Consider the following 19,712-nt stretch of genomic DNA (forward strand, 5'->3'; position numbering starts at 1 on the left):
TTTGGTAGCCAAAACGCAAAACGCTACACAGAATGTTTCAAATGGCGTGACCTCTCAGGCGCAGGGGCCTGCCGCACACCAAAAAAGCGGGATGGAAAATGGGTTTCTTCAGCCGACTGTTCAAGATGCGGGAGCAAGACCCGACCAGCCCGGACACCACCTGGGCCATGGAAGACAACGGCAGCGAACTGGTGCTCGATGCCGAGTACGCCACCATGCTCATGACCGAGATCGACATCGATGCGGCCATTGCCAGCCATGAGCGCTGGCGCCTGCAACTGCAGGACATGGTCAACGGAGTGAGCAGCGAAGTGATGCGCCCCGAGCGCGTCTGCCAGGACGACCGCTGCGACCTGGGCCGCTGGCTGTATGGAACGGGCCGCGTGCGCTTGGGCCACTACCCCGCCTTCAGCATGCTGGTGGCGCGGCACAAGTATTTCCACCAGCAGGCCGCCAACGTGGTGACCCTGTTCCAGGCGGGGCAAAGGCCCCAGGCCGTGCAAATGCTCAACAGCAGCTGCCGCCATGCGTCCAACCAGGTGCTGCTCTTGCTCAAGGAGCTCAAGCGCGGATTGGGCAGCGCAGGACCTGCGTCCTAGGGTGTGTCATCCATCATTTCACCCCCGCAAAATGATTGATGACACGGCCCTGGACCTTCAGTAACTTCTGCCGCCCTTGTACATGGCGTGCTGGCGCCTTTGCAGCGTGCCGGCCTCGCCCATGCGGGCCATGGCCGCCCCCGCATGGGCATGGGTGATGGCCATCCCCAGGCCGTCGGCGGCGTCGGTGCCCGGCAGGCCGGGCAGGGAGAGCAGGCGGCGCACCATCTCCTGCACCTGGGGCTTGGTGGCCCGGCCATGGCCGACCACGGCCTTCTTCATCTGCAGCGCGGTGTATTCGGCCACCGGCAGGTCGCTGGCCACCAGGGCCGTGATGCAGGCGCCGCGCGCCTGGCCCAGCAGCAGCGTGGACTGCGGGTTCACGTTGACGAAGACGATCTCGACCGACGAGGTGTCGGGCTCGTAGCGCGCCACCACCTCGGTGATGCCGTCGAACAGCATGCGCAGGCGCCCGGGCAGGTCGCCCAGCGCCAGGCTGGTGGTGCGGATGGTGCCGCTGGCCACGTAGCTCAGCCGGTGGCCGTCCACGTCGACCACGCCGAAGCCCGTGGTCTGCAGGCCGGGGTCGATGCCCAGAATCCTCATAGCCCGAAGTACCAGCGCACGGAGTGGAAGAACACCGGCGCTGCGAAGCACAGGGCATCGACCCGGTCGAGCAGGCCGCCGGCCCCGGTGACCGACATGCCCTGCATGCCCCAGCTGGTGATGCCGCGGTCGCGCTTGAGCGCCTTCATCACCAGGTGGCCCAGGCTGCCGGCCACGCAGGCCAGCAGGGCCATGCCCAGTGCCTGGCCGGGCTTGAACGGGGTGATGAAGCTCAGCAGCGCGCCCACCAGGCCGCCCACGGCCACGCCGGCCAGCCAGCTCACCCACTGGAAGCTCTGGCTCACCTGCGGCGCCACGGGCTTGTGCGGAAAACGCCGGCCCAGCAGGTGCTGTACGACCATGCAGGTCTGCACCACGAAGACCAGGAAGAACACCAGGAAGGCGCCCTTGTCCTGGTAGCCCGGGAAGTCGAGCAGCAGCAGCGCCGGCACATGGCTCATGCCGTAGACGCAGACCATGATGCCCCACTGCAGCTTGGCATTGCGCTCCAGGAAGCGCTGCGGGTCGTTGGCCAGCGCGCTCACCACAGGCAGGGCCAGGAACACATAGACCGGGATGAACACCGTGAACAGGTCGAAATGCCGGCTGCCCACGATCCAGAACTGCAGCGGCAGCACCACGAAGAAGGCCAGCACCAGGCTGCGGTGGTCGCCGCGGCGCGTGGGCGAGAGCGTGATGAACTCGCGCAGCGCGAAGAAGCCCACGATGGCGAACAGCACCGTGGCCACGGTGTCGCCCAGGGCCCAGCCGATCCAGAACACCGTGGCCATGGCCCAGGAGGTCTTGAGCAGGCCCCAGAAGCGCTTGGCCTCCAGGGCATCGGCTTCGGCCATGGGGTCGTCGGCATGCTGCTCGCGCAGCATGCGCACATAGGCCCAGATAGTGGTGATCGACAGGATGCCGAACACCACGAGGAACAGGGCACCGATCTGCTGGGTGGCGGTGAGGCTGCGAAGGAAGTTGTTCATCTCACACTTCCCTCAGGGCGATGACGGCGCGGCGCGCGCGGTCCAGGAAGGGGCGGCGCTCCTCGTCGGGTGCCAGCTCGATCGGTGCGCCGAAGGTCACCGAGCACAGGATGGGCACGGGCACGACTTCGCCCTTGGGCATCACGCGCTGCACGTTGTTGATCCAGGCCGGCACCAGCACCACCTGCGGGAACATCTGCGCCAGCTTGTACAGGCCCGACTTGAAGGCCTGGGGCTCCTCGCCATGGCCGCGCGTGCCCTCGGGGAAGATCACGATGGAGTCGCCGCTCTGCAGCGCCTTCACGAGCGGCGCGAGCGGGTCGCTTTCGGGCAGCGCGGCGCGCAGTTCCTCGGGCGTGGGCTTCCTGGGCGGGGCCTCGGGCGACGGGTCCGGCCCGCCGGCCGAGGCGGTTTCGGCCTCGGGCAGGGCGGTGGCGCCAGGGGCGGGCTCCACCGAGGCTGGGCGTGCCGGCGTGGCCTGGCGGTCCACATAGACCGCATTGAACACGGCCGTGGTGATCCACTGGCGAAACGGCGTCTTGGTCCAGTAGTCCTTGGCGGCGATCGGGCGCGTGATGCTGCGCAATTCCTCGGGCAGGGCCGCCCAGATCAGCACCATGTCGGCATGGCTCTGGTGGTTGGCAAAGTAGATGCGCTGCTCCGCCTTGGGCGGGCAACCATACCAGCGGGCCTGGGAGCCGGTGAGGAACCGCACTATTCCCAGCAGGAGAAGACTCATCAACTTGGCAAGCATGGCGCGCATGATACGGGTGAACCTGTGCGCCCCTGCCGGGTCGCCGGGGCTACCGCTGGACCCTGGCTGCGGCACGCCAGTATCATCCGGGCCCACGCCACCCCATGAAAAAGCCCCCCGCCTTCACCGTCCACGACGTCGCCCGCCTGGCGGGTGTCTCCGCCATGACGGTGTCGCGCGCGCTCAACCACCCCGAGCGGGTGGCCCCTGCCACGTTGCTCAAGGTGCGCGAGGTGGTCAGCCAGACCGGGTTCGTCCCCAACGGCATGGCGGGCGGCCTGCGCTCCTCGCGCGCCCGCCTGGTGGCCGCGGTGCTGCCCACGCTGACGGGGCCGGTGTTCCAGGAAACCGTGCGCGCGCTGAACCAGGCGCTGGACGAGCGCGGCTACCAGCTGATGATCGGCCAGAGCGGCTACGACGCCTCGCGCGAGGACGCGCTGCTCGATGCCATCATCCGGCGCCGGCCCGATGGCATCGTGCTGACCGGCATCATGCATTCGGTGGAAGGCCGGCGCCAGCTCCAGGCGGCGGGCATTCCGGTGGTCGAGACCTGGGACCTGACGCCCACCCCCATCGACATGCTGGTGGGCTTCTCCCACGAGCGCATCGGCGAATCCGTCTGCCATTTCCTGCACCAGCGCGGCTACCGGCATCCCTTGCTGCTGGGTGCCAACGACGACCGGGCGCGCCTGCGCATGGGCGGTTTCCGGCGCGCGGCGCGCGAGCTCGGCCTGGCGGCCGAGGTGCCCGCAGTGCTGGTGCCGGCGCCCACCACGCTGGGCTCGGGGCGCAGCGGGCTGGGGGAGGCGCTGGCCAGCCATCCCGGCACCGATGCCGTGTTCTGCAGCTCCGACATGCTGGCCCTGGGCGTACTGATCGAGGCCCAGGCGCGCGGCCTGTCGGTGCCTGGGCAACTGGCCGTCGTGGGCCTGGGTGACCTGGAGTTCGCCGCCAGCCTGCAGCCGGCCCTGACCACGGTGCGCATCGACGGCACGCGCATCGGCCGCACGGCGGCGCAGTTCATCGACGACCGTGCGGAAGGCCGCGCGATCGAGCAGCCGATTCTGGACATCGGCTTCGAGATCGTCTCGCGCGCCAGCGCCTGAGTGAGCACCCCATGAGTCGCTTCGCGCCTCGGTGCCACCGCCAGAGGCGGTGGCTCTTCGGGCACGTCCAAGCCTGCGCAGGCAGGCTTGGAGCCGCGGCCCTCAGCCCCTCTCTCGACTCGCTGCGCGAGTCGGGAGGGGGACGCCCCCAGCGCAAGCGCTGGATACGCCGCCTCCGCGGCGGGGCGGCCCTTGCGCGGGGCACTGGCCTTGGCAGTGCCAGTTTCAGGCATCGCAATGGATCGCCGATACGGCCGGGCGCCTCATGCCGCGTGTGTACGAGCCTCCAGAAAGGCCTGGAGCTGCTCGGCCGCCAGGGGCCGGCTGAACAGATAGCCCTGGTAGGCGTGGCAGCCATGCTCCGCCAGGAACTGCTGCTGGCTCTCGTTCTCCACGCCTTCGGCGATGACATGCAGCCCCAGGCTTTGGGCCAGGGCCACGATGGTGCGCACGATGGCAGCGTCGTTGGGGTCGCTCAGCAGGTCGCGCACGAAGGACTGGTCGATCTTGAGCTGGTCGAGCGGCAGCCGCTTGAGGTAGTAGAGCGAGGAGTACCCGGTGCCGAAATCGTCGAGCGAAAAGCAGACGCCGCGGCGCTTGAGCGCGGCCATCTTGGTGACGGTCTCCTCCATGTCGCTGACCAGCAGGCTTTCGGTGAGTTCGAGCTTGAGCCGGCGCGGGTTGGCGCCGGCCTTGTCGAGCTCGGCCAGCACCTGGTCGACGAAGTCGGGGTGGCGGAACTGCAGCACGCTGACATTGACGGCCACGGTGAGCCCGGCGGTCTCGGGCCGGGCCGCCCAGGCGGCGATCTGCGCGCACGCGGTCTCCAGCACCCAGCGCCCCAGCGGGAGGATGGTGCCCGTCTCCTCGGCCAGCGGGATGAACACCGCCGGCGACACCATGCCGCGCTGCGGGTGCTTCCAGCGCAGCAGGGCTTCGACGCCCAGCATCTCGCCCTGGCTGTCGACCTGGGGCTGCCAGTGCAGCAGGAACTCGTCTTGCGCGAGCGCCTGGCGCAGGTCGCTTTCCAGCGCGGCGCGGGCCGTCACGGCCTGCTGCATGTCCGGGTCGAAGAAGCGCAGGGTGTTGCGGCCCGCGGTCTTGGCCTGGTACATGGCCAGGTCCGCGCGCTTGAGCAGCTCGCCCACCTCCTCGGTCTGGACGAAGGGGGCGATGCCGATGCTGCAGGTGCCGCGGTGCTCATAGCCCATCAGGTCGAATGGCTGGTTCAGCGCGCCCAGCACGTTCTCCGCCACGGTGCGGCTTTGCAGGGCCGTCTCGTTCGCGCTCCCGCTGAGCTGCTCCAGCATCACGACGAACTCGTCACCGCCCAGGCGTGCCACCGTATCGCTCTCGCGCACGCAGGCCTTCAGGCGCGTGGCGACCTGCTGCAGCAGCAGGTCGCCCTTGTCATGCCCGAGCGTGTCGTTCAGCGTCTTGAAGTTGTCCAGGTCGATGAACAGCAGGGCGCCGCCACGGCCGTTGCGTGCCCCTGTGGCCAGCGCATGCTGCAGCCGGTCGACCAGCCGGATGCGGTTGGGCAGGCCGGTCAACGGGTCGAAGAAGGCCAGCTTCTGGATCTGCAGCTCGGTCACCTTGCGCTGCGTGATGTCGGTGTTGATCGCCAGGATGGAGCGCGGCGTGCCCTGCGCGTCGCGCACCAGCGTCCAGTGCGCCTCCACTGTGAGGCTGCTGCCATCCTTGCGGTGCTGGGTGAACTCACCGCTCCATTCCCCGAGGGCCAGCACATGGCGGATCGCCTGCTGGTAGGCCTGGGCATCGTCGTGGAGCAGGTGCGAGATCGACCGGCCCATGGCCTCCTGGGGTGTCCAGCCATACAGGCGCTCGGCGCTGCGGTTCCAGAACAGCACGCGGTCTTCGAGGCTGCGCACGATGATGGCGTCCTGGGCCTTGTCCAGCAGCGAGGCCTGGTCGCGGATCTGGGCATCGGCCTCCTGGCGCTCGATCTCGGCCGCCGCGCGCGTCGCGAAGATGTGCAGCGTGGAGGCCATCATGGCATCGAGCTCGCGGCTGCTGTCGAACAGCAGGGCCATCGCGCCCAGCGGGCGGCCTGAGGCGCTGTCGAGCCGGCGCCAGATGCAGGTATGGGACGGCAGCCCCGGCAGCACCCGGGCCGCAAACTGCTCCACCGCAGTACCTTGTACGGTGCCATGCGTTTCCTCTGGGGCCGGTGCCAGCGGCGACCCGTCGAGGGCGAAGTCGAAGTCGGCGACGGACTGGCCCAGCGCCACCGCCGCCAGCGTGCGGGCCTGCGCCGGTTCGCCGTCGCCGCCTGCATGCAGGCGTGCCACAAAGCCCCCGTAGGCCCCGAGGGTCTCGGTGCTGCTGCGCACCAGCTGCTCGAAAAACGCCGTCCCCGTGCCGGCGGAGACTGCGGCGGCGACCCGGGCCACCGCCGATTGCAGGGCCTGCTGGCGGGCCTGGGCGCGCAGGCCTTCGATGCCGAACGCCAGGTCGTTGGCCAGGTCCTGCAGCAGCTTGGCCTCTTCGGCCCCGATCACCAGCGGCTCCCGGGTGCACAGGCCCAGCAGGCCCAGCGCGCCCCCGGCGCGGCCCAGCGGCAGAAAGGCCGCACCCTGAAAACCGTGCGCCAGTGCCAAGCGCGCCCAGGGCTCGGGTGCCGGCTGGCCCGCGAGGTTTTCGGCCACCGCCAGTTGCCCGCTGGCCAGCGCCTGCTCCAGGGTGTGCCGCAAGGCCGCGTGCGCCGGGTCGCTCCAGGCGCCTTCCAGGGCCGTGAGCAGACCGCTGTCGTCGCCCACCTGGGCCGCCAGCTGCAGGCTGCCGCCGCGCAGCCACCCGGCCCAGGCCATGCCGTAGCCGCCGATCTCCACCGTGATGCGGCAGACCTCCTCGATCAGGGCCTGCTCGGTGCCGGCACGGATCTGCACCTCGTTGCAGGCGCTCAGCATGCGCTGCGCGCGGCTGGCTCGCGCCAGTTCGCGCTCGGCGCGCACGCGCAGGCTCACGTCGCTGGCGAGCACCAGGCGCGCACGCCGGCCATTGAAATCGACCAGGTCGGCCGAGATCTCGGTGTCGATGACCGAGCCGTCCTTGCGCCGGTGGCGCCGCTTGATGCCGGTGACCTTCTGCACCTCCTCCGTGCTGCGCAGCGTCTTTTCCCACTCCGGGCGGTCCTCGGGCAGCCACAGGTCGCGCACGTCCATGGCGAGGAATTCCTGCTCGCTGTAGCCATAGTGCAGCACCGCCGCCTGGTTCACGGCCAGGATCTGGCGCGAGCGCAGGTCCGACACCCACATGGGAAAGGGGTTGTGGTCGAACAGCAGCCGGTACTGCTCCCCCGCGGCCCGCCACTGCGCGGTGCTGCCGTGGCGCACCAGGGTGGCGGCAAACGATTCCCCCAGGACCTGAAGCTCGGCCAGCGCCTGCGCGCCGAAGGCGCCGTGCGGGCCGGCCGCCACGCAGACCCAGCCGAGCACTCCGGTGGCGGTGCGCAGCGGGGCCCTCAGCAGAGCCCCGTCGGTCTGGGGCATGGCCGCAGGTGCCTGGTCTCCGCCGGGCCCGGCCAGGGCATCGCCCACGGCCGCCGCAATGGCTCCGCCGACCGCGCGGCAGACGAACCCGCCGCCGTCTTCGCGCAGGTAGAGAGCGCATCCCGCCGCATCGGTCAGGGTGCGCGCCCAGCCAGTCATGCGGGCGAGCACGTCGGCCAGGGGTAGGCCCAGGTCCAGCGCCAGCATCTCCTGCTGCAGGCGCACCAGGCGGGCAGGGGCGGTGGCATCCTGGCCGGCATGCCGCAGCGGGTCGTCGGGGAGCAGGCCCATGGTGTCCTCTTTACCGTGGATGGGGGGCTCGGACGGCGGCAGTGCCGGGTGCCTGCCGCCGTTCGGGCGCTCCCCACTCTACCGCGCAGGGCCTGGGTGTCGGGATGTTCATGGGCCTGGCCACCGATCCGGCCTGGGGCCGCTGCTGCAGGGACAAGAAAGTTGAATGGGTGGAGGAGGCCGGTACACGCGCGCTATTGGTCCGCAAAGGCACTTGGGCTGAGAATGTAAGCAAATGAATCACCATTGAAAAGACAAGATTCTTCGGTGGGTGATCAAAAGATTTGATCACCAGAGCTGTTGCTGGGGCCGATACACGGGTACTGGAGTGGTATGGCGACCGATTCCCCGATCCGATTTAATCTGCGCCAACTGGGCGTCTTCCGCTCCGTGGCGGAGAGCGGCGGCATCCGTGCCGCGGCGCGCCGGCTGGGCCTGACCCAGCCCGCCGTCACGCACGCCGTGCGCGAGCTGGAGCAGGGCCTGGGCGTCGATCTGTTCGTGCGCAGCGCCAAGGGTGTGCGCCTGACCGCGCCCGGCGAAGCCCTGCTGCTGCGCACCCAGCGCATCCTGCACGAGGCGCAGAGCGCCCAGGCCGAGCTCGAACAGATGGGTGGGGGCCTGGGCGGGCGGCTGCGCATTGCGCTGAGTGCGGCCGCCAGCAGCGTGCTGCCGCAGGCCCTGAGCGACTTCCGCGCGCAGCGCCCCGACGTGGTGCTGGAGCTGCGCGAAATGACCTGGCCCACCCGCCTGGACGGGTGGAGGGAGGGGGAGTACGACTTTGCCGTGCTCGCGCAGGCCGATGTGCCGCACGTGCCGCACCAGGACGCCCTGGAGCGGGAGCTGCTCTTTGCCATCCCCGCCGTGCTGGCCGTGCGCACCGGGCACCCGCTGGCGGGTGCGCGCTCCATCGCCGAGCTGGCCCAGGCCCTGTGGCTGGCGCCGGGCTATGGCATGGAGGTCCTGGACCTGCTGTTCGCGCAGTGCCAGACGCCGCCGCCGCGGGACATCATCTACTGCCACTCCGTGTCGATTGCCCTGTCGCTGCTGCGGGCCACCGATGCCGTGGGCGTGGTCTCCTCGCGCCTGTTCCTGGACGCGGGCGCCAGCCGCGGGCTGGTGGCGCTTGCGGTCGCCGAGCCCCTGCCGGCCGCCCGCGTCTGCGTGGTGATCCGCGACCGCCAGGCCCTCACCCCGGCCGCCCGGCTGTTCATCGACTGCCTGCACCAGGCGGCCAAGGCCCTGTGAGCGGCAGGCGCGGTATGCTGGGTGCACCGATCTTCCACCCCCTCCATCCATGACCACCCTTCAGCGGCCCCTCGTCCTCGCACTGCTTGCGCTGTTGGTGGGGCCGGTCGCGGCCGAGCCGGTGCCGGGGCTCTGGGAGCGCCGCTTCACGGCCTTCCTGGCGGATCCCGTGACGGGCGAGCCAAAGCCCTGGGCCGAGCCCGCGCAGCAGCGTTGCATGTCCGAGGCCGATCTGCGCAAGCTGCCCTTCGTCAGCGCGGCAGCGAGCAAGGCCTCGTACGAATCGAACGGCAGTCGCTGCACGGTGTCGGACGAAACGCGGTCTGGTGCCGTGGCCTCCTGGAACCTGCAGTGCCGGGAAAAGGATGGCCGCAAGGCGCAGATGCGGGTGTCTGTCGAGGCCTCGGCGGAGCAGATGGTCTCCAGGAGCCGCCTGGCAATGGAAGACAAGGCGCCGGGTGCGAGCGACGTGGAGGCGGAAGTCCGCATGCAGCGGCTCGGTGCCTGCGACGCAGGCAAGCCGTGATGCCCGGCTGTGGCGCGGAAACACCAGGATCACGCGCCCCGCTTGAAAACATCGGCGCACGCCCGTAGCATTCGCCCTCTTCCAAAAACCTCACCTTTGCGAGACCGACATGCCCCGCACCCCCCGTTCCTGCTGAACGACACGCCACACGAAGCCCGCGGCCTCAAGCCCCGGGTTATGCCGCTCGTGTGGGCATGCAGACAAGCCAGCGCGTTCCCCCACGGCCGTCCCATCGGCGCGGGTTTCCCGAACCTCCTGACTTGATCACGCCACCCCCGGTCCCCCGCTGACCGCCTGCGTCGTCTTCGGCCCCTGTCCCAGGCCTTTTTCTGCCTGGTTCCCTGCCTGCCGGAGACTTCCATGACGCAATCGCTTTTGCACAACCGCGAACTCGCGAAATACCCCCGTACGCCCCATCTGCAGGGCTCCCGCTACCAGCCCGGCGACAAGGGCGATCCCGTGCCCTATGCCGAGCTGCTGGGCAAGACCCTCGTGGTGGAGGAAAAGCTTGATGCTGCCAACGCCGGCCTGAGCTTCGACGCCGCCGGCCAATTGCTGCTGCAGTCGCGCGGCCACTACCTCGACGTGGACCGCCTGGGCGGGCGTGAACGCCAGTTCAACCTGTTCAAGCAATGGGCCCGTGCGCACGAGGGCCGGCTGCTCGACGTGCTGGAAGACCGCTATGTGGTGTACGGCGAGTTCATGCACGCCAAGCACTCGGTCTACTACGACGCGCTGCCGCACCTGTTCTGCGAGTTCGACATCTGGGACCGCCAGGCAGAGGTGTTCCTCGACACGCCCGCACGCCATGCGCTGCTGGCCGGTGTGCCCGTGGTGTCGGTGCCGGTGCTCTATGCCGGGCTGGCGCCGCGGCGCATGCAGGCACTGCAGGCCCTGGTGGGCCCCTCGCTCGCGCGCACCACGCAGTGGCGCACGGCGTTCGAGGACGAGGTGGCGCGCCAGGGGCTGGACGTGGCCCTGTGCTGGCAGCAGACCGACCGGTCCGAGCTGGCCGAGGGCCTGTACATCAAGGTGGAGGAGGGCGGCCGCACCGTGGGGCGCTTCAAGCTCGTGCGGCCGGACTTTATCCAGACCATCCTGGATTCGCAGTCGCACCACAGCGAGCGCCCGGTGGTTCCCAACCGCCTGCGTGCCGGTGTGGACCTGTTCGCCCCCGAGGTCGACAAGCGCTGGCCCATCGCGGGCGGCGGCCGGCTCTGAACCCCATGGCGGGCCCGGTCCCGCCCAAGGAGAATTTCATGGCGATGTTCCAATGGAAAGACGTGCAGGGCCTGGTCCCTGCCGCAGGCGGCACGCCCGATCTGGCCGCCTGCCTGGAGGCCTTCCCGCAACTGCGGCTGGCCGCAACGACGCCGCAGGACCCCGTGTTCCATGCGGAAGGGGACGTGTGGACCCACACGGCCATGGTGCTGCGCTGCCTGCTGGACAGCGCAGACTACGCGGCGCTCGCGCAGGCCGACCAGGAGGTGGTGTTCCTCGCCGCGCTGCTGCACGACGTGGCCAAGTGCAGCACCACCGTGGTGGACGAGGCCACGGGCCGCATTGCGCAGCCCGGCCACTCGCGCAAGGGCGCGATCGACGCGCGCATCGCGCTGTGGGATGCGGGCGCGCCACTGGCCGTGCGCGAGGCCATCTGCCGCCTCATTGCCGTGCACCAGGTACCCTTCTTCGCGCTGGAGACCTCGCGCAAGGGCGCCTCACCCGAGTTCACCGTGCGCCAGTTGTCCTGGCAGGTGGACCTGCACCTGCTGGCGATGCTGGCCGAGGCGGACATGCGCGGGCGCATCTGCCCCGAGCCGCAGCGCACGCTCGATGCCATCGAGCTGTTCCGCGAACTGGCGCGTGAGGAGCAGTGCTACCGCCAGCCGCGCGCCTTTGCCGACGCGCACACGGCGCTCAGCTACTTCCGCGGCGCCAATGTGCACCCCGACTACGCGCTGCACCAGGAGCCGGGCTCGCGCGTGCTGGTGATGTGCGGCCTGCCGGCCTCGGGCAAGGACACCTGGGTCGCTACCCACCACCCCCGGCTGCCCGTGGTGTCGTTCGACGATGCGCGCGCCCAGCTGGGCCTGCGCCACGGCAAGAACGAAGGCCTGGTGGCCCACCATGCGGTGGACCAGGCCAAGGCCCTGCTGCGTGCGCACGCCCCCTTCGTGTGGAATGCCACGCACCTGTCCGACCAGATGCGGTCCAAGACGCTGGACCTGTGCCTGGCCTACCACGCCGAGGTGGAGATCGTGTACCTGGAGCAGCCGCGCGCAGCGCTGCTGGCGCGCAACCAGCGGCGCGACAGCTCGCTGCCGAACAAGCGCTTGCTGGAGATGCTGCTGCGCTGGGAGGTGCCGCTGCCGACCGAGGCACACCGGGTGGCTTACACCCAGATGCGGTAGGCCCAGAAGGCCTCGTCGCTGCGGATGCCCTCGTACAGCGCCTGCGGCGCGTAGCCCGTGATGCGGCGCGTGACGCGGCACATGTGCGATTGGTCGGAAAAGCCTGCGCCCGCCGCCACCTCGGCCCAGCGCACGGGCGATGCGGCCGCGTCCGCCGCGATGGTGTCGAAGAAGGCCTGCTCGGCCCGGCCGAAGCCGCGCAGCTCGCGCAGCGGCAGGCCGGCCCAGCGCTTGATGCGCCGCTCCAGCTGGCGCAGGCTGCGGCCGGGTGCCGACAGGGCTGCGCGCTGCGCCAGGTGGGCCGCCCAGTCGCCATAGCGCTGCGATGCCGTGGCGGGGCCGGGCCGGCAGGCCTGCCAGCGCGGCAGCAGAAACTGCTCCAGGCACTCCATGCGCGCCGCATCGCCCGCCTGGTGCTGCACGGCCTCGCACATGGCCAGCCAGTCGCGCGGCAGCAGCGTGGCGGCGTCCACCGTGCGGTCGGTCAGGTCCTCGGGGGCCAGGCCCGTGAGCAGGTGCAGCGCGTCGGGCATGAACATCACCATCATGGCGTGGGTGGGCTCGGGGCACCAACTGGTCGAGGGCCGGGTCTGCGGGCCCGCCAGCACCCAGCGCCCCGCGTAGGGCTCGCGCGGGCTGTCCAGGCCCGGCATGGTGTCGGGCCGCCCGGGGACCAGGCGCTCGCTGCGGCCGGTGAACCACCAGCTCAGGCTGCACAGCGGCGTGGCGGGAAAGCGGTTGATGCGCTGGGTATCGCTGAGCGCATGGCCCAGCGTGCTGCGCACGATGGTGGCGCGCAGGCAGGCCGACAGGCTGGCGTGCGGCAGCCACAGCTGGCCCGAGGGGATCAGTCCCTCGGGGTGCCGGGTGGGAGAGGTGGCGAGAAAGGCCATGGGGCGCGAGTGTAGGCCAGCGGCCATGTCGCAAACGTTCAATACGCGGGGGGCGGGCCGTACCACCATGCCGGCATGAACACGACGCTCTCCACCGATCCTGCACACGCTGCCGCCCCTGCGGTCCCTCAGCCATCGGGCCCGGTGTCACGCTGGTGGGGCATGCCGCTGCTGCGCGCCATGCGCGCCGACTACCTGGGCTTCGTCACGCGGCTGCAGCGCGAGCATGGCGACCTCACACGCATGCGCCTGGGCTACGAGGATGCCTGGGACCTGCTCTCGCCCGAGCTGGTGCGCGAAGCCCTGGTCACCCATGCCGAGCACCTGGTGCGCTGGGAGCGCGGCATCGAGGTCTTCGAGCAGGCCTTCGGCCAGAGCGTGCTGGTGACCGAGCACGCCACCTGGCAGCGCCAGCGCCGCATGCTGATGCCGGCCTTCACACCCAAGCGGGTGGCGGGCTATGCCCAGCTGATGGCCGAGGCCGCCTGCCGCGCACTCGATGGCGCCGTTCCCCCGGGCCAGCCCGACGCCCTGGTGCCCATGGACGGGCTGTGGTCGGGCGTGGCGATGGACGTGATCCTGCGCACCCTGTTCGGCGCGTCGGCGCAGGACGATGCGCGCGATGCCGCCTGGGCCACCCAGGTCCTGTCGGCCACGGCGTTCTCGGACATGTTCATGCCCTTTTCCCTGCCCGACTGGTTGCCCTTGCCCGGCAAGGCCGCCAAGCGCCGCGCGCTGAGGCTGCTGCGCGCGCTGGTGCAGCGCCACATCGACCAGCGGCATGCACAGGCACGGGAGTCGGCGCCGCGCACCGACCTGCTGCAGATGCTGCTGGACCTGCGCGACGAGGCGACGGGCGAAGCCTTGTCGGCACAGGAGGTGTTCGACCAGTGCATGGTGAGCTTCCAGGCCGGGCACGAGACCAGCGCCACGGCCCTGCTGTGGTGGAGCCGGCTCATGGCCGGGCACCCCGAAGCCGCGCAGCGCGCCCAGGCCGAAGTCGATACGGCGCTGCAGGGCCGCGTGCCGGGGCCGCAGGACATGGCGCAACTGTCCTGGCTCACTGCCACGCTCAAGGAGGCCATGCGCCTGTACCCGCCCGTGGCCGCCGTGATGAGCCGGCGCACCACCGCGCCCATCACCCTGGGCGGCGTGGCCGTGCCCCGGGGGGCGCTGCTGCGCATCACGCCCTGGGTGCTGCACCGCGACGCGCGCTGGTTCGCCGAGCCCGAGTGCTTTCGGCCTGAGCGTTTTCTGGGAGGTGCGCCCGAGCTGCCGCGCGGCGCGTTCATGCCCTTCGGCCTGGGCCCGCGCGTGTGCATCGGCCAGCACTTTGCGATGCTGGAGATGCAGTTGCTGGCGGCCATGCTGTTGCAGCGCTACACCCTGCAGGTGCCCGAGGGGGCTGCGCCGCTGCAGCCCCAGCTGCATGTGACCCTGCGGCCGCAGCAACCCATCGCGCTGCGGCTGCGCCGGCGCAGCTAGGGCAATTCCGCGCTGTTCATGCGCGCCAGAATGGTGCGCGTGCGCCCCGCCAGGTAGGCAGACCCTGGCGTCTTCTCGAAGCGCTTGGGCGCGGGCAGCATCACGGCCAGGCGGGCGGCCTCGCTGGGGCCCAGGCGGCTCGCGCTCTTGCGGAAGTAGTGCTGGGCTGCGGCCTCGGCGCCGAACACGCCTTCGCCCCATTCCACGCTGTTGAGGTAGATTTCCAGGATGCGCTCTTTGCTCAGCAACTGCTCCAGCAGCAGCGTGAGCACGAACTCCTGGCCCTTGCGCAAGAGCGTGCGCTCGCCCGAGAGCAGCAGGTTCTTGGCCAACTGCTGGGTGATGGTGGAGCCGCCGCGGATCTTGGGTGCGCGCTGCGGGCGGTCGGGGGCGCGGGCCTGGGTCTTGGCCGCTTGCGCTTCGGCCTTGGCGTTGCGCTCCCAGGCCTTTTCGATGGCGACCCAGTCCACACCGTCGTGGTTGGCAAAGCCATCGTCTTCCGAGGCGATCACGGCGCGTTTCAGGTGCTCGGAGATTTCGCCATAAGGCACCCACTCCTGGCGCCAGCGCACCTGGCCGCTGGCGGCCACCTGCACCCAGGCTTCGGAGCGCTGGAAGCTCGTCGATTCGGGGTTCATCACCACCATGGCCGCGATGCGCAGCACGAAGAACAGCTGCAGTGCCACGAAGGCGAACACCAGCAGGCCCAGCCAGCGCAGCACGGCTTTCATGGTGGAGTGCTTTCCTCGGGGCGGATCAGTGGGCCTGCAGCGCCAGTTGCGCCTGCAGTTCGGCCAGCACCTGGGCCGATGGGGGGCGCACGCCGCGCCAGAAGGCAAAGGCCTCGGCCGCCTGCTCCACCAGCATGCCCAGGCCATCGCGCGGCACGGCGCCGTGCGCGGCCGCCCAGTCGAGGAAGCCCTGGGCCGCGGGGCCGTACATCATGTCGTAGGCCAGGCCGCCCGGGCGCAGCACGCTGGCCGCCACGGGCACGGCGTCGCCGGCCAGGCTGCTGGCCGTGGCGTTGACGACCACGTCGAACGCGCCGGCCACCCCGTCCAGGCTGCTCGCTGCCAGCTGCGCGCCCAGGTGGGCGGCCAGTGCCTGGTGCGACTGCACCAGCGCCTCGGCCTTGGCCACGGTGCGGTTGGCGATGGTGACCTGGCATGCCCCGGCCTGCAGCAGCGGGCCCAGCACGCCGGCGGCAGCGCCACCGGCACCGACCAGCAGCACGCTCGCGCCCTGCAGGGCCACGCCCGCATTGCGCGTGATGTCGGCCACCAGGCCCAGGCCATCGGTGTTGTCGCAGTGGATGCTGCCGTCCGGCCGGAAGGCGAGGGTATTGGCCGCGCCCGCGAGCTGTACGCGCTCGCTGCAGTGCGTGGCCAGGGCCGGTGCCTCGGTCTTGAACGGCACGGTGACATTGCAGCCGCGCCCGCCCTGGGCCGCGAAATCGCGCACGCCCTCTGCAAATCCATCCAGCGCGACCAGGCGCCGTTCATAGGCCAGGACCTCGCCGGTGAGTTCGGCAAAGCGCGCATGGATGGCGGGCGAGCGGCTGTGCGCCACCGGGTTGCCCATCACGCAGTACAGATCGGTGGCTTGGCTCATCTCAAACAAAGAATGCAAAGGTGGGGCGCTGCCGCCAGGGCGTTGCGCTGGGGGGTCACCGGACGGTGGTTTCGAGGGTTTGGTCGCGGGTGAAGCGAAAGCGCGCCACCATGGCGATCTGGTCGGCCTTGGCACGCATTTCCTGGTTGAAGGTGCCGAACGGGCCGGCGGCGCGCGCGATGGCCTCGGCCCGGCGGTCCAGCGTGGCATTGCCCGAACCCTGCACGACCTCGGTTTCGAGCACGCGGCCATCGTGGTTGACCGTGACGATCATCGTCAGCTCGCCATAGAGCTTGCGGCCCGCCTGCTCGGGGAAGTTTTCGGTGCCCTTGTCCTCGACCTTGCGGCGCAGTGCGTCGTAGTAGATCGCGTAGGCCTCTTCGCGCGTGGCGGGGCTGATGTAGCGCTTCTTGGGGCGCGAATTCTCTTCGTTGATGCGCTTTTCGATCTCGGCCAGCAGCTTGACCAGCTGGCGGCGCTTTTCGTCCTGGGCCGACTGCTCGGCGCTCTGGCTGGGCTTGCGCGGATCGGGGGGCGGCATGCTGGCCAGCTGCTTGCGCAACTGCGTGAGCAGCTGGGTCTGCTGCTCCTGCATCGCATCCATCTTGCGCTGGGCTTCTTCGAGGTCGTCCCCCATGGCCGTGAGCGCCGAATAGGGCAGGGGGCTGGTGGCCCGGCCTTTTTCCGCATCGCCGCCGCCTGCCAGGTTGGACTGGGCGATGGCCTGGGCCTTCTCCGGCCGCTCATTGGACTTGGCATTGACCAGGATGACTTCGAGCGGCGTGTCCTGGAACACGCGGTTGAAGCCCTCGGGGTCGATGAAGCGCACTGTGATGAGCGCCGCATGCACGGCGATCGAGATGCCGAGCGCGAGCTGCAGCGTGCTGAAGGTGCGGAGGAAGGCAGGCAGTTTCACGGCGTCAGATTATCAGCGCTGGCAGGCGCGTCGGCTTCATTCACATCCACCGCAATGGCGATCGGGCCGGCCACGGTGTCCTCGTCTTCCTCGGCCGCCTCGTCGGCACCGGCTTCGGCGGCATCGCTGTCCAGGCGTTCCAGCACCGTGCCGTGGATGTCCAGCGTGATCTCGTCGATCTCGCCAAGCTTCACGCGCAGGCGTGCGCCGCGCGGCAGGTTCTGCGCGCCCAGCACCGGGAACACCAGCGGGATGTCGTCGGCCCGCACCAGGAAGCTGCCGCCCGGGCCTTCCTTGAAGACCGTGGCGGTCAGCTCGGTGAGGCCGTGCTGCTGCACGTACTTCAGCGTCCAGAAGCGCTCCATGCCGGCCTGGTAGCCGTTGTAGGCGCTGTAGGCCGCATCGAAGCTGCTGATGATGGAGAACAGGTCGGCGTCCTTGGGCTTGAACGGAGCGGCCAGCGCGGCCGTCTTGCCATGGCGCGCGCAGGCGATGATCTGCCACTGGTTGACCAGGTCGGTGTAGCGGCGCAGCGGCGAGGTGGCCCACGAGTAGCACTTGACCCCGATACCGGCGTGTGGCAGCGCCTTGGTGCCCATGCGCACCTTCACGCCCGGGGCCATGCTGGCCTGGCTGCGGTAGATGCCGGGCACGCCGAGCTCGGCCATCCAGGCGCCCCAGGTGCTGTTGGCCACGATGGCGGCCTCGGCCACGATCAGGTCCAGTGGCGCGCCGCGGCGGCGCGTGGTGATCTGCACGGTCTCCGAGCCATTGGGCTCGCCCCGGTCATTGCCCACCAGGCGGAAGTTGTAGTCCGGGCGGTTGAAGTTCTCGGGCTTGCCGCGCACGATTTCGCGCTGGGCCTTGAGGCTTTGCGCCAGGCGGAACAGGAAGGACAGCTCGGCGCGGCGCACCGCCAGTTCCTCCGGCGTGCCCTCCACCTGCACGCCGGGGTCGGTCAGCCAGGCTTCGGTCACGATGTGGTCGAGCTGGTCGTGGCGCAGGTTGGCCGCCACCGGCACGCGCTCCAGGCGCGTTTCGGTGGACTGGATCTCTAGTGTGTCCTCGTTGATGGTCACGTACAGCGACACCGCCGGGTTGGCCCGGCCTTCGTCCAGGGTGTAGATCTGCACCACCTCGTCGGGCAGCATGGTGATCTTGTAGCCCGGCATGTAGACCGTGGACAGGCGGGTGCGGCCCACCTGGTCGATGGCGCTGCCCGGCTGCACGGCCAGGCCGGGCGCCGCGATGTGGATGCCCAGCACCACGGTGCCGGTGCCCAGGCCCTGGACCGACAGTGCATCGTCGATTTCCGTGGTCTGCGAATCGTCGATGGAATAGGCCTGCACGTCGGCCAGGGGCAGGTCGTCCGGCGGCTGGGGTGCGGCCAGATTGGGGAAACCCGTGCCCTTGGGGAAGTTCTCGAACAGGAAACGCTTCCAGTGGAACTGGTAGGCCGAGTCGATGGCGCCGGCCTTTTGCAGCAGGTCGAGCGGGGCGGTGTGCGTGGCCCGGCTGGCCTCGACCACGGCCTTGTACTCGGGCGCGTTCTTGTCGGGTTTGAAAAGGATCTTGTAGAGCTGCTCGCGGATGGGTTGCGGGCATTCGCCGCGGCCGAGGGCCGCGGCCCATTCGTCGATCTGGGCCAGCACGGCCTTTTTCTTCTCGATGGCGGCCAGCGCCTGCTGCAGGATCTCGGCCGGCGCCTTCTTGAAGCGGCCTTTGCCTGCGCGGCGGAAGTAGTGCGGTGCCTCGTACAGGCGGAACAGCGCGCCGGCCTGCTGGACCAGCGTGGCGTTCTCGGAGAAATAGTCGCGCGCCAGGTCGGCGAAGCCGAAATCGTCCTCGGGCGCGAACTCCCAGGCCAGGTCCAGCTCGATGGTTTCGGCCATGGCCTGCGCCTGGGCCACGAGCTCGGCCGGGGCGGGTTTCTCGAACTTCAACAGGATGTTGGCGGCCTTGACCTTGACCCGCTTGCCCGAGTCGAGCTCGACCTGGGCCGAACTCTCGGCTTCCGACAGGATACGGCCGGCCATGAACTTGCCGGCTTCTTCAAACAATGCATGCATGGGCGGCATTGTCCCATGGGCGCCCGGTGCACTCGCCCGGTCGCTCAGGACTTGGCCGGGCCCATGCAGTCCAGGGGGGGGCAATGGCCGGGATACTGGTGGCATCCACCCCCTGGGCGGTCATCTTGTCCGGCACCTTGGCCTTGCCGCAGACCCAGGAAATGGGCACCTGCGGGAAATCGGTGACGATGGCCGGGCGCAGGGTCAGGACCTTGCCCGCGATGGCCTTGTTGGCCTTGTTGCCGTAGACGATGTTCACCGCGCCGCCCACCACGGTGACCTTGGCCACGTTGGTACCCACGATGCGGTCCTCGGGCGGCAGGCCGGCGGCGGCATTGTCGGCAGGCATGGCTTTCTTGAGCGCGTAGTGAACCGCTACGGCCTGCTTGACGAATTCCACCATCTCCCGGCCCTCCTTGACCTGGGTGCGCAGCACCCGGTCCTGGTAGGAGGGCAGGGCCATCAGGGCCAGCACGGCGATGACGGCAACCACCATCATCATCTCGATCATGGTGAAGCCCTGCAGGCGAAAGCGGGGCAGAAGGAACGTGCGCTGCGGGTGGGTCATGTCGGTGGTGTGGCCGGAGGGGCGCTGCTGGGGAGCGCCAATAGGGGGAATATAAGGGCTGGCGCCCCCTGGTCCCTGGGGCGGTGTCCCGGGTGGCCGGCGCGCCACGGAGCGGGGCTCTATGATTC

General features: G+C 69.8%; 17 protein-coding genes. 7 read left to right on the forward strand and 10 right to left on the reverse strand.

Annotated features, from left to right (window positions below):
* Nucleotides 1–98 precede the first annotated feature (98 nt).
* On the forward strand, nt 99–599 hold the full coding sequence (locus HNP48_RS12555; RefSeq protein ID WP_184857282.1) for a CZB domain-containing protein: 501 nt from the start codon (nt 99–101) through the stop codon (nt 597–599).
* 57 nt (nt 600–656) lie between these two features.
* Here the strand turns inward: HNP48_RS12555 and ruvC are convergent, their stop codons facing one another.
* Genes ruvC through HNP48_RS12570 form a run of 3 tightly spaced genes read right to left on the reverse strand, consistent with a single transcriptional unit; the run spans nt 657 to nt 2,948 of the window.
* A complete protein-coding gene (ruvC, locus tag HNP48_RS12560) occupies nt 657–1,205 on the reverse strand; it encodes a crossover junction endodeoxyribonuclease RuvC (protein WP_184857284.1) in 549 nt (182 codons plus the stop codon).
* Nucleotides 1,202–2,194, reverse strand: a complete 993-nt coding sequence (locus HNP48_RS12565; RefSeq protein WP_184857286.1) for a phosphatidate cytidylyltransferase — start codon at nt 2,192–2,194, stop codon at nt 1,202–1,204. Before HNP48_RS12565 ends, ruvC begins: the two co-directional genes overlap by 4 nt.
* Before the next feature lies 1 nt (nt 2,195).
* Nucleotides 2,196–2,948: a 1-acyl-sn-glycerol-3-phosphate acyltransferase gene (locus tag HNP48_RS12570; protein WP_184857288.1), complete on the reverse strand. Its 753-nt coding sequence runs from the start codon at nt 2,946–2,948 to the stop codon at nt 2,196–2,198.
* Between the two features lie 104 nt (nt 2,949–3,052).
* Between HNP48_RS12570 and HNP48_RS12575 the strand changes: the two genes are divergently transcribed.
* Entirely contained in the window at nt 3,053–4,054 is a 1,002-nt protein-coding gene (locus tag HNP48_RS12575) for a LacI family DNA-binding transcriptional regulator (protein ID WP_184857291.1), read from the forward strand.
* Nucleotides 4,055–4,317: 263 nt separating this feature from the next.
* Here the strand turns inward: HNP48_RS12575 and HNP48_RS12580 are convergent, their stop codons facing one another.
* Nucleotides 4,318–7,857 (reverse strand): EAL domain-containing protein, encoded by a 3,540-nt coding sequence (locus HNP48_RS12580; RefSeq protein ID WP_184857293.1) that lies wholly within the window; start codon nt 7,855–7,857, stop codon nt 4,318–4,320.
* A gap of 333 nt (nt 7,858–8,190) precedes the next feature.
* On the opposite strand from HNP48_RS12580, the gene HNP48_RS12585 reads away from it, so the two are divergent.
* From HNP48_RS12585 to HNP48_RS12600, 4 genes are all read left to right on the forward strand, one after another.
* Nucleotides 8,191–9,105, forward strand: coding sequence for a LysR family transcriptional regulator (locus tag HNP48_RS12585; protein WP_184857295.1), 915 nt, complete (start codon nt 8,191–8,193; stop codon nt 9,103–9,105).
* Between the two features lie 49 nt (nt 9,106–9,154).
* Complete coding sequence (locus HNP48_RS12590; RefSeq protein ID WP_184857297.1) at nt 9,155–9,631, forward strand: DUF3617 family protein; 477 nt, start codon at nt 9,155–9,157, stop codon at nt 9,629–9,631.
* Nucleotides 9,632–9,991: 360 nt separating this feature from the next.
* Nucleotides 9,992–10,852 carry an RNA ligase family protein gene (locus HNP48_RS12595; RefSeq protein ID WP_184857299.1) on the forward strand — a complete coding sequence of 287 codons (861 nt, stop codon included), beginning with the start codon at nt 9,992–9,994 and terminating at the stop codon, nt 10,850–10,852.
* Nucleotides 10,853–10,896: 44 nt separating this feature from the next.
* Nucleotides 10,897–12,042, forward strand: a complete 1,146-nt coding sequence (locus tag HNP48_RS12600) for an AAA family ATPase (protein WP_184857874.1) — start codon at nt 10,897–10,899, stop codon at nt 12,040–12,042.
* On the opposite strand, the gene HNP48_RS12605 is transcribed toward HNP48_RS12600, so the two are convergent.
* Nucleotides 12,024–12,935: a helix-turn-helix domain-containing protein gene (locus HNP48_RS12605; RefSeq protein ID WP_260420215.1), complete on the reverse strand. Its 912-nt coding sequence runs from the start codon at nt 12,933–12,935 to the stop codon at nt 12,024–12,026. The two genes, HNP48_RS12600 and HNP48_RS12605, sit on opposite strands and share 19 nt — an antisense overlap.
* A gap of 75 nt (nt 12,936–13,010) precedes the next feature.
* Here HNP48_RS12605 and HNP48_RS12610 point away from each other — a divergent pair, with 75 nt between their 5' ends.
* Complete coding sequence (locus HNP48_RS12610) at nt 13,011–14,420, forward strand: cytochrome P450 (RefSeq protein ID WP_184857303.1); 1,410 nt, start codon at nt 13,011–13,013, stop codon at nt 14,418–14,420.
* On the opposite strand, the gene mtgA is transcribed toward HNP48_RS12610, so the two are convergent.
* The 5 genes from mtgA to HNP48_RS12635 are packed head-to-tail and all read right to left on the reverse strand — an operon-like array spanning nt 14,417 to nt 19,584.
* Entirely contained in the window at nt 14,417–15,151 is a 735-nt protein-coding gene (gene mtgA / locus HNP48_RS12615) for a monofunctional biosynthetic peptidoglycan transglycosylase (protein WP_184857306.1), read from the reverse strand. The two genes, HNP48_RS12610 and mtgA, sit on opposite strands and share 4 nt — an antisense overlap.
* Nucleotides 15,152–15,176: 25 nt before the next feature.
* A complete protein-coding gene (aroE, locus tag HNP48_RS12620) occupies nt 15,177–16,031 on the reverse strand; it encodes a shikimate dehydrogenase (protein ID WP_184857309.1) in 855 nt (284 codons plus the stop codon).
* Nucleotides 16,032–16,086: 55 nt separating this feature from the next.
* Nucleotides 16,087–16,947 carry an energy transducer TonB gene (locus HNP48_RS12625; protein WP_184857311.1) on the reverse strand — a complete coding sequence of 287 codons (861 nt, stop codon included), beginning with the start codon at nt 16,945–16,947 and terminating at the stop codon, nt 16,087–16,089.
* Entirely contained in the window at nt 16,944–19,016 is a 2,073-nt protein-coding gene (locus HNP48_RS12630; protein ID WP_184857313.1) for a ribonuclease catalytic domain-containing protein, read from the reverse strand. Before HNP48_RS12630 ends, HNP48_RS12625 begins: the two co-directional genes overlap by 4 nt.
* Complete coding sequence (locus tag HNP48_RS12635) at nt 19,000–19,584, reverse strand: pilin (protein ID WP_184857315.1); 585 nt, start codon at nt 19,582–19,584, stop codon at nt 19,000–19,002. Before HNP48_RS12635 ends, HNP48_RS12630 begins: the two co-directional genes overlap by 17 nt.
* Nucleotides 19,585–19,712 lie beyond the last annotated feature (128 nt).

It is taken from the genome of Acidovorax soli, assembly GCF_014207955.1.
GTDB classification, from domain to species: Bacteria; Pseudomonadota; Gammaproteobacteria; order Burkholderiales; family Burkholderiaceae_C; genus Acidovorax; species Acidovorax soli_A.